Annotated in this window: 15 protein-coding genes and 1 pseudogene; 11 read left to right on the forward strand and 5 right to left on the reverse strand. The window is 71.5% G+C overall.

Annotated elements, in window-relative coordinates:
- Positions 1-5 precede the first annotated feature (5 nt).
- From ssuE to ABZ887_RS02560, 6 genes and pseudogenes are all read left to right on the forward strand, one after another.
- A pseudogene (gene ssuE / locus ABZ887_RS02535) lies at positions 6-562 on the forward strand (NADPH-dependent FMN reductase).
- A gap of 4 nt (positions 563-566) precedes the next feature.
- Positions 567-1,751, forward strand: a complete 1,185-nt coding sequence (locus tag ABZ887_RS02540; protein WP_361282060.1) for an SfnB family sulfur acquisition oxidoreductase — start codon at positions 567-569, stop codon at positions 1,749-1,751.
- Between the two features lie 60 nt (positions 1,752-1,811).
- On the forward strand, positions 1,812-2,954 hold the full coding sequence (locus ABZ887_RS02545) for an LLM class flavin-dependent oxidoreductase (RefSeq protein ID WP_361282438.1): 1,143 nt from the start codon (positions 1,812-1,814) through the stop codon (positions 2,952-2,954).
- A gap of 231 nt (positions 2,955-3,185) precedes the next feature.
- The gene (locus tag ABZ887_RS02550) at positions 3,186-3,809 is read left to right on the forward strand and encodes a DUF6230 family protein (protein ID WP_361282062.1); all 624 of its coding nucleotides are present in this window, start codon (positions 3,186-3,188) and stop codon (positions 3,807-3,809) included.
- 87 nt (positions 3,810-3,896) lie between these two features.
- The gene (locus ABZ887_RS02555; RefSeq protein ID WP_361282064.1) at positions 3,897-4,385 is read left to right on the forward strand and encodes a DUF6114 domain-containing protein; all 489 of its coding nucleotides are present in this window, start codon (positions 3,897-3,899) and stop codon (positions 4,383-4,385) included.
- Entirely contained in the window at positions 4,375-4,995 is a 621-nt protein-coding gene (locus ABZ887_RS02560) for a hypothetical protein (protein WP_361282066.1), read from the forward strand. The genes ABZ887_RS02555 and ABZ887_RS02560 overlap by 11 nt, the downstream gene beginning before the upstream one ends.
- An 18-nt stretch (positions 4,996-5,013) precedes the next feature.
- On the opposite strand, the gene ABZ887_RS02565 is transcribed toward ABZ887_RS02560, so the two are convergent.
- Both ABZ887_RS02565 and ABZ887_RS02570 read right to left on the reverse strand, forming a co-directional pair.
- The gene (locus ABZ887_RS02565; RefSeq protein ID WP_361282440.1) at positions 5,014-5,658 is read right to left on the reverse strand and encodes an IS5 family transposase; all 645 of its coding nucleotides are present in this window, start codon (positions 5,656-5,658) and stop codon (positions 5,014-5,016) included.
- 22 nt (positions 5,659-5,680) lie between these two features.
- A complete protein-coding gene (locus ABZ887_RS02570) occupies positions 5,681-6,268 on the reverse strand; it encodes an NAD(P)H-dependent oxidoreductase (protein WP_361282068.1) in 588 nt (195 codons plus the stop codon).
- Positions 6,269-6,356: 88 nt separating this feature from the next.
- On the opposite strand from ABZ887_RS02570, the gene ABZ887_RS02575 reads away from it, so the two are divergent.
- Positions 6,357-6,845: a MarR family transcriptional regulator gene (locus tag ABZ887_RS02575; protein WP_361282070.1), complete on the forward strand. Its 489-nt coding sequence runs from the start codon at positions 6,357-6,359 to the stop codon at positions 6,843-6,845.
- Positions 6,846-6,988: 143 nt separating this feature from the next.
- Here the strand turns inward: ABZ887_RS02575 and ABZ887_RS02580 are convergent, their stop codons facing one another.
- The gene (locus ABZ887_RS02580; protein WP_361282072.1) at positions 6,989-7,882 is read right to left on the reverse strand and encodes a 3-hydroxyacyl-CoA dehydrogenase; all 894 of its coding nucleotides are present in this window, start codon (positions 7,880-7,882) and stop codon (positions 6,989-6,991) included.
- Positions 7,882-8,874 (reverse strand): 3-hydroxyacyl-CoA dehydrogenase NAD-binding domain-containing protein, encoded by a 993-nt coding sequence (locus tag ABZ887_RS02585; protein ID WP_361282074.1) that lies wholly within the window; start codon positions 8,872-8,874, stop codon positions 7,882-7,884. The genes ABZ887_RS02580 and ABZ887_RS02585 overlap by 1 nt, the downstream gene beginning before the upstream one ends.
- A 447-nt stretch (positions 8,875-9,321) precedes the next feature.
- On the opposite strand from ABZ887_RS02585, the gene ABZ887_RS02590 reads away from it, so the two are divergent.
- From ABZ887_RS02590 to ABZ887_RS02600, 3 genes are all read left to right on the forward strand, one after another.
- Entirely contained in the window at positions 9,322-10,599 is a 1,278-nt protein-coding gene (locus ABZ887_RS02590) for an acyl-CoA dehydrogenase family protein (protein WP_361282076.1), read from the forward strand.
- A 42-nt stretch (positions 10,600-10,641) separates the two neighbouring features.
- Positions 10,642-11,859, forward strand: a complete 1,218-nt coding sequence (locus ABZ887_RS02595; protein WP_361282078.1) for a CoA transferase — start codon at positions 10,642-10,644, stop codon at positions 11,857-11,859.
- Between the two features lie 73 nt (positions 11,860-11,932).
- Positions 11,933-12,712 carry a crotonase/enoyl-CoA hydratase family protein gene (locus ABZ887_RS02600; RefSeq protein ID WP_361282080.1) on the forward strand — a complete coding sequence of 260 codons (780 nt, stop codon included), beginning with the start codon at positions 11,933-11,935 and terminating at the stop codon, positions 12,710-12,712.
- A 47-nt stretch (positions 12,713-12,759) separates the two neighbouring features.
- Here the strand turns inward: ABZ887_RS02600 and ABZ887_RS02605 are convergent, their stop codons facing one another.
- On the reverse strand, positions 12,760-14,022 hold the full coding sequence (locus tag ABZ887_RS02605) for a helix-turn-helix domain-containing protein (RefSeq protein WP_361282082.1): 1,263 nt from the start codon (positions 14,020-14,022) through the stop codon (positions 12,760-12,762).
- Positions 14,023-14,162: 140 nt separating this feature from the next.
- On the opposite strand from ABZ887_RS02605, the gene ABZ887_RS02610 reads away from it, so the two are divergent.
- Positions 14,163-15,653 carry a long-chain fatty acid--CoA ligase gene (locus ABZ887_RS02610; protein WP_361282084.1) on the forward strand — a complete coding sequence of 497 codons (1,491 nt, stop codon included), beginning with the start codon at positions 14,163-14,165 and terminating at the stop codon, positions 15,651-15,653.
- The last annotated feature ends 7 nt before the right edge of the window (positions 15,654-15,660 follow it).

Genomic DNA, 15,660 nt, shown 5'->3' on the forward strand with positions numbered 1-15,660 from the left:
GTTCCATGGCCACCGTCCTCTCCGTCTCCGGCAGTCCCTCCGCCTCCTCCCGCACCGGCCGCCTGCTGCGCCACCTGGACCAGCGGCTGACCGCCCAGGGCCACGAGGTGATTCCGCTCGACGTCCGCACCATCCCGGCCGGGGCCCTGCTCGGCGCGGACTTCCGGCACCCGGCGATCGTCGAGGCGACCGAGCTGTTCGCCCGCGCCGACGGGGTCGTGGTCGGCACCCCGGTCTACAAGGCGTCGTACTCCGGCGTCCTCAAGGCCCTCCTCGACCTGCTCCCGCAGTACGCGCTCACCGGCAAGACCGTGCTGCCGCTGGCCACCGGCGGCTCCGTCGCCCACGCCTCGCCATCGACTACGCGCTGCGCCCGGTCCTCACCTCCATGGGCGCCGCCCACATCGTCCAGGGCTGGTTCACCCTCGACAAGGACATCACCGTGGGGGAGGACGGCACCCTGGTCCTGGCGCCGGCCGCCGCCGAGGCCCTCGTCCCGGTCGTCGACCAGTTCTCGGCCGCGCTCCTCGGCCGCACGCCCGTCCTCGCCGCGGCGAGCTGAGCCGATGACCGCCCACGTCATCGCCGACGACACCGAGGCCCTCGCCGTGGCGCGGGACCTGGCCGACGCGTTCCGGGCCGGGGCCGCCGAACGGGACGCCGAACGCAGGCTGCCCCGCGCCGAGCTGGACCAGCTGTCGGCCTCGGGTCTGCTGGGTGTCACCGTGCCCGCCGAGCACGGCGGCGCGGGCGTCGGCGCCCTGACCCTCGCGGAGATCTTCCGGCTCCTCGGCTCGGCCGACGGCAGCCTCGCCCAGATCCCGCAGAGCCACTTCGTGTACGTCAACGTGATCCGCCGTCAGGGAACCGAGGAACAGCGGAAGTTCTTCTTCGCCGAACTGCTCGCCGGCAGCCGCTTCGGCAACGCCCAGTCCGAGGCGGGGACGAGACACGTCCAGGACATCCGCACCCGCCTGGCACGCCAGGACGACGGCAGTCAGCTGCTGACGGGGGTCAAGCACTACTCCACCGGCGCCCTCTTCGCCGACTGGATCCCCGTCCTGGCCCGCGCCGAGGACGGCAACCTGCACGTGGCGTACGTCCCCCGGGACGCGCCCGGCCTCACCGTCGTCGACGACTGGGACGGCATGGGGCAGCGTACGACCGCCAGCGGGACCGTCCGGCTGGACGGTGTCCGCGTGCCCGCCGACCGCGTACTGCCGCACCACCTGACCTTTCAGGGACCCCAACTCCACGGCGCCGTGGCCCAGTTGCTGCATGCCGCCATCGACGTGGGGATCGCCGGCGGCGCGCTGGCCGAGGCCGCGGAGTTCGTGCGGACCAGGAGCCGGCCGTGGTTCGAGAGCGGGGTGGAGTCCGCCGCCGAGGACCCGTTGCCGATCCAGCGGTTCGGTGAACTCGCCGTCCAGGTAAGGGCGTCCGAGGCCCTGCTACGGGAGGCCGGCCGCGCGGTCGACACGGCCGGCGCCGACCTCACCGACGCGTCGGCCGCCGAGGCGTCCGTCGCCGTGGCCGCCGCCAAGGTGCAGGCGGCCGAGACGGCCGTGACCGTCGCCGGGGCGCTCTTCGAGCTGTCCGGAACCCGCTCGGCACTCAACTCGCTGAACCTGCACCGGCACTGGCGGGACGCCCGGACCCACACCCTGCACGATCCGACCCGCTGGAAGATCCAGCACATCGGCCGGTACGTCCTCAACGGCACCCTGCCGCCCCGCCACGGCCTGCTCTAGCCACCCCGCCCCGCGCCTCGCGCCCCACGCACACGGACACTCGTGATCGGAGAACGCCTCGTGTCCCTCACCTTCCACTGGTTCCTGCCCACCAACGGGGACAGCCGGCATGTCGTCGGCGGCGGCCACGGCACCCCGGCGACGGCCTCCGGACGGGACCGGCCGCCGACGGTCGCCTATCTGAGCCAGATCGCCAGGGCCGCCGAGGACCTCGGCTTCGTGGGGGCGCTCACCCCGACCGGCGCCTGGTGCGAGGACGCGTGGCTGACCACGGCCATGGTCAGCCAGCACACCGAGCGGCTGAAGTTCCTGGTCGCCTTCCGGCCGGGGTTCGTCTCGCCGACGCTCGCCGCGCAGATGGCCTCCACCTTCCAGCGGCAGACCGGCGGACGGCTGCTGCTCAACGTGGTGACCGGCGGCGAGAGCCACGAACAGCGGGCCTACGGGGACTTCCTCGACAAGGACGCGCGGTACCGCCGTACCGGTGAGTTCCTGGAGGTCGTACGGGGGCTGTGGGAGGGCCGGACGGTCGATCTGGACGGAGAGCACCTCCGGGTCGAGGACGCCAGGCTGGCCCGGGTGCCGGAGCCGGTGCCCGAGGTGTACTTCGGCGGGTCCTCGCCGGTCGCGGGCGAGGTCGCGGCCCGGTACGTGGACGTCTACCTGACCTGGGGCGAGCCGCCGGCCCAGGTGGCCGAGAAGATCGCCCGGCTCCGGGGGCTCGCGGCGGAGCAGGGGCGCACCCTGCGGTTCGGGATCCGGTTGCACGTCATCACCCGGGACACGTCCGAGCAGGCGTGGGCCGAGGCCGGCCGGCTGCTGGACGGGTTCGCCCCGGAGACCGTGCGGTCGGTGCAGTCGGGGCTCGCCCGCAGCGAGTCCGAGGGGCAGCAGCGGATGCTGGCCCTGCACGGCGGCCGGCGGGACGCGCTGGAGATCCACCCCAACCTGTGGGCGGGTATCGGGCTGGTACGCGGCGGCGCCGGGACCGCCCTGGTCGGCTCGCACGCCGAGGTCGCCGAGCGGATCAGGGAGTACGCGGCGCTGGGCATCGAGGAGTTCGTGTTGTCCGGGTACCCGCATCTGGAGGAGGCGTACTGGTTCGGGGAAGGGGTGCTGCCCCGGCTGGCCGCGGAGGGCGTGTGGCGCCACCCCGCCGGGAAGGACGCGGCACCGTCGGCGCAGGTGCCGTTCGCGTCCTGAGGAGGGCGGCCCGGCGGCAGCCACCCGTCAGGGTGCCGCCAGGCCGGATGCGACGGCCGTGGCGCGGGCCTCGTCGCCCGAAGAGAGCAGCAGAAGTTGCGTCACTCGTCCGGCGGGCCTGGCGTGCGGTCGGTTCACGCAGCCGGGAGCCTAGGATCCATCACCGGGCAAACGGGGCATCCGCTGCCTTGTCGGCATGGTCGGGTCCACCTCACGACCGAAGGAGACGGGATGTCGCACCGCGCCGGAAGAACCCGTTGGAGACGCTTCGCGGTCGTTCTGGTGCCGGGTGTCGCGGCCTGCGCGACCGTGGGCATCGCCATGGCGCAGGGCGTGCTCGCCGCCTCCTTCTTCATCTCCGGGCAGAAGTTCCAGGTCGCCGCCGACAAACTGACCGCCCGCGGGTTCAGCCTCTACGGCATGGTCGACGTGACGAGGCAACACCAGCTCGTGCCCGTCGTGGTCTCCGGTTTCCGGCACGCCTCGGTCGACGGGCTGTGCCAGTCCGTCGTCGTCGACGTCCCGGTCCTCGGTACCCAGACGCTGCGGCTCACCGGCGGTGACGACCGGCCGGCCGAGGCCTCGAACCTGTTCATCGACGCGACGAGCGAGTCGGTCGGTGAGGCGAACTTCGGCGGCCTCGACATCGGCGTCGCCCAGGGGGCCGTCACCAAGGGCCCGATCAGGTCCGGGGACCGGAACTCGCGCTTCTTCGACCCCGACGGCGTCGCCCAGCAGTCGGTGACGACCACCCTGGACGACGTGCGGGTGACCGCGGTCGCGGTGTCGGCCGGCACCTTCAACATCCCCGGCCTGCGACTGCGGGTCGAACACGGCAACCACGCATGCTTCTGACCCGGACGGCCACGGTGCACGGGGGCCGCACGCCCGGGCGCACCGCCTCCTCGCGGGACCACGACCCCACTCATCAGGACAGGACGCGTGATCACCAACCCCTTCGGCCGAGGACATGAACTGCTCGCCAGGGCACCGGAGTTCCGGCGCGGGTTCCGCACGTGGCGTGGCGAACGCCCCTTCTGGGCCGGGCTGTTCACCTTCGCCGCCGGTCTGCCCATCCTCTACTGGCCCTACGCGAACCTGAACCTGGGCGGGATTCCGCTCGCCCTGTCGACCACGTCCGGTGCCGGGTCGCTGGTGATCGGAACCCTGCTCCTGGTGCTGGGCCTCACGCTCTGCTGTCGCCCCCATCTCCGTGTGTTCGCCGGGATCGCCACCCTCCTGCTCGCCGTCGTCTCGCTCCCCGTCGCGAACTTCGGCGGCCTGTTCCTCGGCGTGGCCTGCGGCCTGGTCGGCGGCTCCCTGGCCTGTGCCTGGCTGCCGCCCCCGGCCGACGACCAGACGGCCGCGGCGCCCACGGCTGCCGCGGCGGCTGCTGCGGCCTCGGCGGGAGAGGGGCGAAGTGGCTCCTGACCGTGTGACCCGGCCGCTGGCGGGCGCGCTGGCCGTGGTCGGCGTGGCCGTGCTCCTCCACCTCGACGTACCGCGGGTGACCGCCGGCCCGGCCGGCCCGCGGCTCGGCTCGTCGCCCCCGGTGCGCCCCGCGAAGGGCCCCTGTGTGCTCCGTGCCGACCGGCTCGTGCTCCGCGGCGCGAGATTCCGGGGGGTGGTCTCGGTGCGCACCGGGGCCGGGACCGTCCGGGCCCTGAAGTTCACCGTACGGTCGCTGGACGCCGTCAACCTCGATCTCACCGCGGGCCGGGGCCGCGCGGCGATGCGCCTGCGGGCCAGGCCGGCGACCACCTCCACGCTCAAGGGGCAGGGGGCCGGCGGGGTGGCGACCCTGTACGTCCGCAAGCTGACCGGCAGGGTCACGGGCCTCGGCGGCAGCCCGCTCCCGGCGGACCGCACCGTCTCCGTCACCCCCGACGCCGTACCCCGCTGGCTCGCGCACCCGGCGGCCCGCACCCGCACCATCACCCTCGCCGGGGCGACCGCCTCCCAGCTCACCCAGTTCGGTGGCCGACTGTCCATCAAGGGCCCGCGGCTGCGGACGACGGCACGTGGTCCGCACCGCGCCTGACGCCGGGCCTGCGCGGCGTCAGGCGGTGTCGCCGGGTGTGTCGTGCGGGGACTCGGGCGGGAGTTCGGCCACGCTGTGCAGGGCCGCCTTGAAGGTGGCGTACTGCGCCTCGCCGAGTGCCCGCGCATGGCGTTCCTCGATCGAGCGCATGATGGCGGCGGCCGCCGCCATCTGCAGCAGGCCGCGTTCGGTGGGGACGACCAGTTTGGCGCGGCGGTCCGCGGGGTCGGGCCTGCGTTCGACGTAGCCCAGGTGTTCCAGGTCGTCGACGAGGGAGCCGATGACCTGCTTGTGCTGGCCGGAGGCGCGGGCGAGCTCGCTGGCCCGGATGCCGGCGGCGTGCTGGTGGGAGCGGTTGATGGTGGAGTCCACCGACACCGTCCATTCCACCGCTCCGACGGAGTCGTCCCGAGCCTGAATGTGCTCCAGGAGGCGGGCCCAGGTCCCGTCCCGCTCCCAACGGGCGAACCGCTCATAAACCGTCTGCCACGGCCCGTAGCGTTCCGGAAGGTCACGCCAGGGAGCACCTGTTCGCAACCGCCATAACACGCCGTTGATTACCTGCTGGCGGTCGCGCCACGGACGGCCTGGTCCATCGGTAGCAGGCAGCAGGGGCTTCAGCGCCTCCCATGCTGCGTCCGTCAGCTCACCGCGTCCTGTCACGTGATCGGTCACGAACTGGGCCTCATGCAGCCGTGGGCGTCTGCGTCTTGGCCTGGCGCACCCCGCGCAGGGCGCCGGACCAGGCGATCACCTGGTCGAGCATGCCGCCCACGGCGGTGTCGAGGCCGTCCTGGGGGACGAAGGCGCCGGTGTGGAACGAGGGATGCGTCGAGATGGTGGGCTGGGCCCGGACCGTGGCCACCTGGAGTTCGGCAAGGACGAGCCGCAACGCCTCGGCGGCCCGGGCCCCGGCGACCCAGCCGCCGTAGCTGATGATCCCGGCAGCCTTGTCGTTCCACTCCCGGTAGACGTAGTCCAGGGCGTTCTTCAGGGCTCCGGGGTAGGAGCGGTTGTACTCGGGGACGAGGAATACGTAGCCATCGAAGCTGTCGATGAGTGCGCCCCAGGCGCGGGTGTGGTCGTGCTGGTACTGCTGGAGGTTCGGGTTGCCGGGCTCGTCGAGGTTGCCGAGGTTGTGGTCGGCGAGGTCGATGAGTTCGTAGTCGGCGCCGCCATGGACACGGGCGGCCTCCAGCGCCCAGGCGGCGATCTGGTCGCCGCGGCGTCCGGGGCGGGTGCTTCCGAGGATGAGTGCGATGCGAAGTGCCATGGTCTTCCTTCCTGGAGAGTTGTCGCGTCAACTCTAGATCTGAGGGAGTTGAAGTGACAACTCCGCTGGTCGCGGTATTCTCGGCGATATGGCGGAGACCCGATCGCTGGAACCCGAGGAGTGGCAGTTCTGGGACACCTGGATGCGCGCGCAGCGCCTGCTCACCAGGGAACTGGAGCGTGGTCTGCAGCGTGACTGCGATATCTCGAAGGCCGAGTTCAGCGTGCTGGTCACGCTGTGGCAGGCCGCCGGCCGCGAGATGCGTGTCGGCGAGCTCTCCGAGTCGCTCGACTGGGACAAGAGCCGCGTCTCACATCAGCTGACGCGCATGGAAAAACGCGGCTTCGTCAAGCGCACCCAGTACGGGGCCGATGGTCGCCGCGCGGGGGTCGGGCTGACCGCCGAGGGCCGCCGCGCCGCCCAGAGCGCCATCCTCGTGCACGGCGGCAACATCCGCCGCCACTTCCTCGACTCACTGACCCCCCAGCAGGCATCAGTCATCCGGGCATGGAGCGAGCAAGCAGCCGATCGCCTCGAGTCTCACCGCAGCAAGGCTGCCGGCGACGGCGCGTCCTAGACCGCGTCCCACACTGCCCTCATAGACGCCGCCGATACGACCCTGGGCATTGCCAGACAGGCCCTAGCACCACGCCTTGTCCGGAACGGATCGCCCGGCAGAGTGCTCGACGGACGCCGCGTCGAGGTTTCCGGGCCGGGTTCTCAGCCCTCGTGCAGGACGGCGTGGGCGATGCCCGTGAGGTTGCCCTGTGCGACGAGGATCTCGCGCCGGTCCGATCCGTCGAGTCCGGCCGCGTAGACGGTCCCGGCCAGGTCGGTCACGTACATGCGGTCACGGTCCGGGTCGAGGGCGATGCCGATGCCCTCCATGAGGTGGGTCACGAGGATCTCGGACGTCCAGCGGCCGTCCGGCGGGTCCAGCGAGGCCCGGTTGACGGTGTTGCCCCTCGGCGGGTCCCCGCGGTCCGTCCAGTACAACGCGCGTGCCCTGAGGTCGAGTTCGAGGTCGATCGGTTCCGGCAGGCCCTCGAACAGCACCTCCACGTCGTCGCGCCGGTCCGGCGCCTGCCCGGCGGGCAGGGCGATGCCGGCGCGCAGGATCCTGCCGAGTCCCGCGTCGCTCGGACCCTTCTGGGACCAGTAGAGATGCCCGCCCACCGGATCGACGGCCACACCCACGCACCACTTGGTCTCGTCCCGGCGGTCGTCCTCGCCCTCGCCGGTCCGGACGAGGGTCTCGACGTTCGAGCCGTCCAGGTCGCAGCGCATCACGCGCATGCCCTCGCGGTCGCTCCAGTACAGCTTCCGGTCGGCCGCTTCGAGGTGGAGCTGCTTCGGGGTGTGGGTGGCGCCGTCGGGGACGATCGTCGTCCGGTTGCCGCCGTCCAGGTCCACGCGCTCGACGGAGCCGTCGTTCTCCGCCGGGACGCCCATGTTCGTCCAGTAGACGTACCCGGCGCCGGCGTCGACGGCGACACCGTCGGGGATCCGGCACCCATTGACGAGGACCGTCTTGCCGGAGCCGTCGGGGAGCACGGAGAACAGGCGGCCGCCGCCGCTCGCCTCCAGCACGAACAGCGTGTCCCGGTCGCCCATCACGTTCCCTCCTTCGCGCCGGACCCGGGCCGGGTCCCGGCCGCCGGTCCGGACAGGTCGTTCTGCGCGCGCACGGCCAGCAATGCCGCGAGCATGGCGTCACGGCGGGCCGACAACTCCTCGATCGAGTGGCCGTCCGCCTCCTTGAGGACACCGCTCACGATCGTGTCCCTGAGTCCGGGCGTGAAATCGGGGGTGCCCAGCTGCCCCCAGGACTCCGCCATGCGCGGCATGAGGGTGTCCATGAAGTGCTGGATGCCGCCCTCGCCGCCGCCGAGGTGCCACAGCAGGGACGGCCCCATGACGCCCCAGCGCAGCCCCGGCCCCCAGGACACCGCGTCGTCGGCGTCGGCCACGTCGAGCACGCCCTCCTGGATCAGGTACACGACCTCGCGGTACAGCGCGACCTGGATGCGGTTGGCGACGTGCCCGGGGAGCTCCTTCTTCAGGTGGATCGGTCTCTTGCCGATCGCCGCGTAGAACGCCATGGCGTCCCGGACCGTCTCCGGCGCGGTCCTCGTGCCGCCGACGACCTCCACCAGGGGGACGACGTGCGGCGGGTTGAAGGGGTGGCCGATGACGGTCCGCTCCGGGTGCCGGCAGTCGGCCTGGATGGCGGTCATCGTGATGCCCGACGAACTCGACGCGATGATCGCGTCCGGTGGTGTGGCGTCGTCGAGGTCGGCGAACAGTCTGACCTTGAGCTCCGGGCGTTCGGGCGCGTTCTCCTGGACGAAGTCGGCGTCCGCGACGGCCGCCCGCATGTCGGGGGTGAAACCGAGGCGGTCGGGCGAGGCGCCGGGCGCGAGCCCGATCGCGGCGGCCGCGTCCCAGGCGCCTGCCACGTACGACCTGAGGGCCGTCTCCGCGGTGGGCGCGGGGTCGGTCGCCGTGACGTCGAAGCCACGGACGAGGTAGTGCGTCGCCCAGCTGGCACCGATGGTGCCGGTCCCGACGATCGCCACGCGGTGGACGGGCCTGTGCGATGTCATGGCTGATCACTGCTCCTGATCGTGGGCGCGGAGGGTGCGTGGAGGCGCCGTGCTGCGGCCACGGGACAACCCTCGGCCCGGGGGAGCACCGGCGCATCGGGCTGCGCGCCCAGGAACCGGGCGGGTTCTTGGTACCGCGGTACAGGGCCGCCCGGCGCCCCGCGGTCCGCCGCGGTGCCCGGGACTCCCGGACCGTCAACGCCTGCGCCGCTTCCGGTACTTGAGGGCCGGCAGCACGTGCCGGCGCCGGATCCGCCGTGCCGTGGGCTCACCCGGTTTGGTGCAGGAGCACCAAACCGGACGGCAACGTGGTGTTCCGCGCCCAGTGGCTGTGGCTCCGCCGCCTCCTAGCGTCGTTCGTACTGACCCCACCGGATTCCCCACCCGATTTCCCACCAGATTTCCCAGCGGATTCCTCATCGGATTCCCGATCGGAAGGAACGGCAGATGAAGGCGACACACGGCGCGGCAGCCGATCAGGGACACGCCCTCGCGAGCCCCAACGGGAACTCGTCCGGCGTGGAGCCGCCCGTACTGGGCGGACCGGAGTTCTCCGACTACTTCCTTCTGGACAACCTGCTCACCGACGAGCAGCGGGCCCTCAAGAGGAAGGTCCGCGAGTTCATGGACCAGGAGGTCATCCCGGTCATCAACCCGTACTGGGAGCGGGCCGAGTTCCCCTTCGAGCTGGTGCCCAAGCTGGCGCGGCTGAACATCGCGGGCTTCCAGATCTCCGGGTACGGCTGCCCGGGGATGAGCAACGTGACGGCCGGACTGGTGATCCTCGAACTGGCCCGGGGCGACCTGAGCGTCTCGACGTTCACCGGGGTCCACTCCGCCCTCGCCATGACATCGATCGCGCTGCTCGGCTCCGAGGAGCAGAAGCAGCGCTTCCTGCCGCCGATGGCGCGGCTGGAGAAGCTCGGCGCCTTCGGCCTGACCGAGCCCACGCACGGCTCGGACGTGGTCAAACTGGAGACGACCGCGCACCGGGACGGCGACTCCTATGTCCTCAACGGTCACAAGAGGTGGATCGGCAACGCCTCCTTCGCCGACTACTCGATCATCTGGGCCCGCGGCGACGACGGGCACGTGGGCGGCTATGTCGTCGAGAAGGGGACACCCGGATTCGTCTCCGAGGTCATCAAGGGCAAGACGGCGCTGCGCTGTGTGCAGAACGCGCAGATCTCCCTCACCGACGTCCGGGTGCCGGCCGAGAACCGGCTGGCGAACGTCCACACCTTCCGCGACACCGAGAAGGTCCTGCTGGCCTCGCGGTTCTGCGTCGCCTGGGAGTCGATCGGCGCCGCGATCGCCGGCTACGAGACCGCTCTGGCCTATGCCAAGCAGCGCAGGCAGTTCGGGATGCCGCTGGCCGCCTTCCAGCTCATCCAGTACCGGCTCTCCCGGATGCTCGCCGACATCACCGACATGCTGTGCATGCAGTACCGGCTGAGCCAGCTGCTCGACGAGGGCGAGTACTCGATGCCCCGGGTCGCGCTGGCCAAGATGCACTACACCGAACGGGCCCGGGCCATCCTCGCCGACGCCCGCGACATGCTCGGCGGCAACGGGATCCTGCTCGACTACCACGTGGCCCGGCATCTGTGCGACATCGAGGCGATCGACACCTACGAGGGCACCGACACCGTGCAGGCGCTGATCGTCGGCCGTGACATCACCGGCTACAGCGCCTTCGTGCCCGCGGTGCCGAGCCACCACTGACCCGGCGCCCCGTCGAGGACACATCGAGGACAAGGAGTCGTCATGAGCAGCACGCCCCTCCTCGAGGGACTGCACGTAGTCGATCTCGCGAGTTTCATCGCCGGGCCCGCCGCGGCCACCATCCTCGGCGACTTCGGCGCCGACGTCGTCAAGGTGGAACCCCCGGGTGTGGGCGACGCCTACCGTTCGCTCAGCCGTATGCCGCCGAACCCCCGCGTCGAGGGGGTCAACTACCCCTGGCAGCTGGACAACCGCAACAAGCGCAGCATCGCGCTCAACCTGAAGGCACCCGGCGCCCGGGCCGTGGTCGAACGGCTGGTCACCTGGGCGGACGTGCTGGTGACCAACTTCCCGCCGCACACCCGCGCCAAGCTGGGCCTGGACTACGACGACCTGACCCCGCTGAACCCCCGGCTGATCTACGCCGACGTCACCGGCTTCGGCGAGGAGGGGCCGGACGCGCACCTGCCCGGGTTCGACGTGACCGCGTTCTGGGCCCGCAGCGGCCTGATGGACGTCACCCGCCAGCACGACACACCGCCGGCCATGAACGCGTTCGGGTCGGGCGACCACCCGACGGCGATCACCCTGTTCGCCGGGATCATGACCGCGCTCTACCGGCGGGAGAGGACCGGCGAGGGCGCCCGCGTCACCGCCTCGCTGATCGCCGAGGGTGCCTGGGCGGCCGGCATGTGGCTGCAGGCCGTCCTGGTCGGCGGGAAGGCCCCCCGTCCGGTCGACAGGACCGACCCGCCGAACGCCCTCGCCAACGCGTACCGCACCGCGGACGACCGCTGGCTGCTGCTGGCCTTCGCCAACGAGGACAAGCAGGTCCCCCTCTTCCTCCAGGCGATCGGTCACCCCGAGGCCGGCGAGAACCCGCGCTACGCCGACTCGCAGAGCCGGCGTGCGCACGCCGGTGAGATCGCCGGCCTGCTGGACAAGACGTTCGCGGCCCGTCCGCTGGCCGAGTGGCGGCAGGTGCTCGACGCCGCGGGCCTCACCTACGGAGTCGCGCAGACGATCGAGGAGTTCGCGCACGACCCGCAGCTCGTGGCCAACGGGATCCTCGTCCCGATCGAGGACGGCGGCAGCGACCGGTATCTGACCGTCGACAGCCCCGTACGGCTGGAGCAGGAGCCCAAGGTCCGGCCGCGTCCGGCCCCCGACCTGGGCGAACACACCGACTCCGTGCTCCGGGACATCGGCTTCGACGCCACCGGGATCGAGCAACTGCACAAGGCCGAGGCCGTCGCCTGAGGGCATCGGGCGAAGGCACGAGGCAAGAGCGCGGGGGACCGCCGCCAGGGAGAGAAGAGAAGGGAAACACGTCATGACCACGGCCACCAACGCACCGACCGTACGCACCGAGGAGATCGACGGCATCTTCGTGATCACCATCGACCGGCCCCGGGCCCGCAACGCCATCGACGGGGCCACCGCACGGGCCCTCGCCGCCGCCCTCGACCAGCTGGAGTCCCGTGACGACCTCAGGGTCGGGATCCTCACCGGGGCCGGCGGCGTCTTCAGCGCGGGCATGGACCTCAAGGCCTTCGCGGCCGGCGACAAGCCCATCGTCGACGGACGGGGCTTCGCGGGGATCACCCGCGCCCGGATCAGGACCCCGCTGATCGCCGCCGTCGAGGGCTATGCGCTGGGTGGCGGCACCGAGATGGCGCTCGCCTGCGACATGATCGTGGCCGCGCGGAACGCCACCTTCGGCCAGACCGAGGTCCGCTACGGCATCGTGCCGCCCGAGGGCGGCATGGTGCGCCTGCCCGAGCGCATCCCTCACAACATCGCGCTCGAACTGCTCCTCACCGGCGGGACCCTGCCGGCCGAGCGCGCCGAGCGCTTCGGCCTGGTCAACGAGCTCACGGAACCGGGCCAGGCGCTGCAGCGGGCGCTGGAGCTGGCGAGCAGCATCGCGCTCAACGCACCCCTGGCCGTGGAGGCCGTGAAACGGGTCGTCACCGAGCGGCGGTCCTTCAGCGACGAGGACGCCTTCGCCGACCAGGACCTCATCGCCGACCCGGTCCTGGCCTCCCAGGACGCCCAGGAGGGCGCCCACGCCTTCGCGGAACACCGGCAGCCGCACTGGGAAGGCCGCTGACCCCGGACGCCGGCACGAGCGCCGAGACGTCTCGCGTCCCCCGTGACTCATTCGGCGTCCGTGCGCAGCAGCGTGGAGCCGAGGTACTGGACGGCGCGCAGCGCGATCTCCAGATCGGTGTGCTCCTTCTGGACCGGGTGCCCCATGATCTCCTCCGCCTTGCGGATGCGGTACTGCACGGTGTTCTTGTGCAGGATCTGGGCGCTCGCGGTGGCCGTGTAGCTGCAGCCGTTGTCCAGGAACATCTGCGCGGTCTCCCGAAGGCGTGCGCTGTTCTCGTCGTCGAGGGCCAGCGGGCCGAGGACGTCCCACACCCAGGCGCGGATGTCCTCGACGTTCGTCGCCATCAGGGCGATGGGAGCCACGGTGGAGAACTGCGTGAACCGGGGGACCGGATCGGCCACGGCCGCGAGTTCCTGGACGCGCAGTGCCTGCCGGTGGGTGGCGCGGAAACCCTCGACGTCGTATCCGACGCCCCCGGCGCACATGTGGACGGAGGGATCGCTGTGCTCCAGCACGTTCGACACCTCGGACCAGGGGACGTCGCTGTCCGGGCCCAGCGGCAGCCAGGCCCAGGACACGATCGCGTCCCGGGGGACGAACAGCGGCCGCGCGGGGCAGCCGAGCCGCCGGGCGATCTCGTCGGTGATCCGGTGCAGCCGGGAGAGTCCCTCGCCCCCGTCCTTCGGTGTGGGCAGCCATGCCACCAGCCCGAGGTGATGCTGCCGCAGCCGGTAACCGAGGGCCGGTTCGATCCGGTCGAGGTCGACGTCGCCCGCCGCGAGGACGTCGCGCACCCGGGCGGCGCGCGCCGCGGTCTGGCTGAGCAGCCAGTTGTCGCGTTCGTGCTGGTACTCCGCGATGACGCGTTCGGTGACCCGGTCGATGTAGCCGAAGCTCGTGTGCAGCATGCGCCGGCTGGTGGCGACGGCCAGGTCCTCGGACGCGTCCTGCCGGTTGAGCTCGTCCAGACACCACTGCAGAAAACGCCAGTGCCCGATCCGGTAGGCCCTGATCAGCGCGCTCAGGGGAATTCCGCGCTGGGCCAGCCTCCGGGCGTATTCGAGGGCGGCCGCGGGCCCCTCGACCTTTTCCAGGGGAATGTCGTTCTCGAAGACGTGCAGCAGCGTTCCGGCGTTTTCCGAGATGCTCGCCCGGAGGATTTTCACGATGGTCGCGTCGCCCCTGAGCTCCGGTATCTCGGCAAGAACGTAGTCCCCGATGTCGCGGCCGACCTCCGGAAGATGTGACCCTACGTTCTCCGCGACAACGGACAGTTGTTTCACGGCCTCTGGATGATCCGCAGCCATGCCTCAAAGCTAGCCGCAGAATGGTCCAGCGGCACCAATTCGGTCCCCGGGGTCGTACCGCGAGCCCAGTGATTTCCCTGCGTTCCGGGCCTAGCCTCTGCTCGTTCGAGCCCTTGGGAAGTGCTTGGGAAGGACGCGTCATGAACCTCGCCCACCATGTGCCCGACAGCGCCCGGACGTACCCGGACCGCCCCGCGCTCCGCCTCGGGGACACCGCGGTCTCCTACCGCGCGCTCGACCGGAGCACCGCCCGCATGGCCGGACTGCTCCGCGACCGTGGCGTGAAGCCCGGCGACCGGGTCGCGCTGATGCTGCCCAACGTGCCCGAGTTCGCCGTCGTCCACTACGGCGTGCTCCGGGCCGGCGGCATCGTCGTCCCGATGAACCCCCTGCTCAAGTCCCGTGAAGTCGCCTTCCACCTCGGGGACTCGGGGGCCCGGCTGCTGTTCGCCTGGCAGGACTTCGCCGAGGAGGCGTACGCCGGTGCGCGGCAGGAGGACGCGGAGGCGGTCGTCGTCCGTCCCGGTGCCCTCGACGAACTGCTGGAACCCGCCCCGCCCCTGGACGATGTGACGGACCGTCACGACGACGACACGGCGGTCATCCTCTACACCTCGGGGACCACCGGCCGGCCGAAGGGCGCCGAACTGACCCACGCCAACCTCGACCGCAACTGCGAGATCGCGTCCGGCGAACTGTTCCAGCTCACCGCCGACGACGTGATCTTCGGCGGACTGCCCCTGTTCCACGCCTTCGGGCAGACCTGCACCCTCAACGCCGCCGTGGCCTTCGGCGCGTGTCTCACCCTGCTGCCACGCTTCGACGCGGCACGGACCCTCGACATCCTCGAGGCGCACGGGGTGACCGTCTTCGCCGGGGTGCCCACCGTGTACAGCAGGCTCGTACGGCAGCCCGGCAGGGAGAGCCACGACGTCTCCCGGCTGCGCGTGTGCCTCGCCGGCGGCGCCGAACTGCCCGTCCAGGTGCTCCATGACTTCCAGGCCGCGTTCGACTGCGTCGTGCTCGAAGGCTACGGACTGTCGGAGACCTCGCCCGTCGTCTCGGTCAACACCCTGCGGGCCGGACCCAGGCCCGGCTCCGTCGGCACCCCGATCCCGGGCGTCCGGGTGCGGGTGGTCGACAACGGCAGGGAGGTGCCGCAGGGGGAGACGGGCGAGATCGCGGTGCGCGGGCACAACGTGATGAAGGGGTACTGGCGGCGCCCCGAGGAGACCGCCGCCACGATCCGGGACGGCTGGCTGTACACCGGTGACCTCGGCCGGCTGGACCAGGACGGGTACCTGTGGATCGTGGGCCGGGAGAAGGACGTGATCATCCGGGGCGGGTACAACGTGTACCCCCGCGAGATCGAGGACGTGCTCTACGAGCACCCGGCCGTCGCCGACGCCGCGGTCATCGGGCTTCCCGACCCCGACCTCGGCGAGGAGGTCGGTGCGGCGGTCGTGCTCCGGCCGGGGGCGCGGGCGACGGCCGAGGAACTGCGTGCGTACGTCAAGGGCCAGGTCGCCGCCTACAAGTACCCGCGGAAGGTGTGGATCTCGGACAGCCTCCCGAAGGGACCCACCGGGAAGATCCTCAAGAGGGAGATCGTGCCGCCGGCCGGGCGATGAGCCGGGT

Origin of the sequence: Streptomyces sp. NPDC047061 (assembly GCF_040643955.1) — a bacterium.
Taxonomy (GTDB): Bacteria; Actinomycetota; Actinomycetes; order Streptomycetales; family Streptomycetaceae; genus Streptomyces.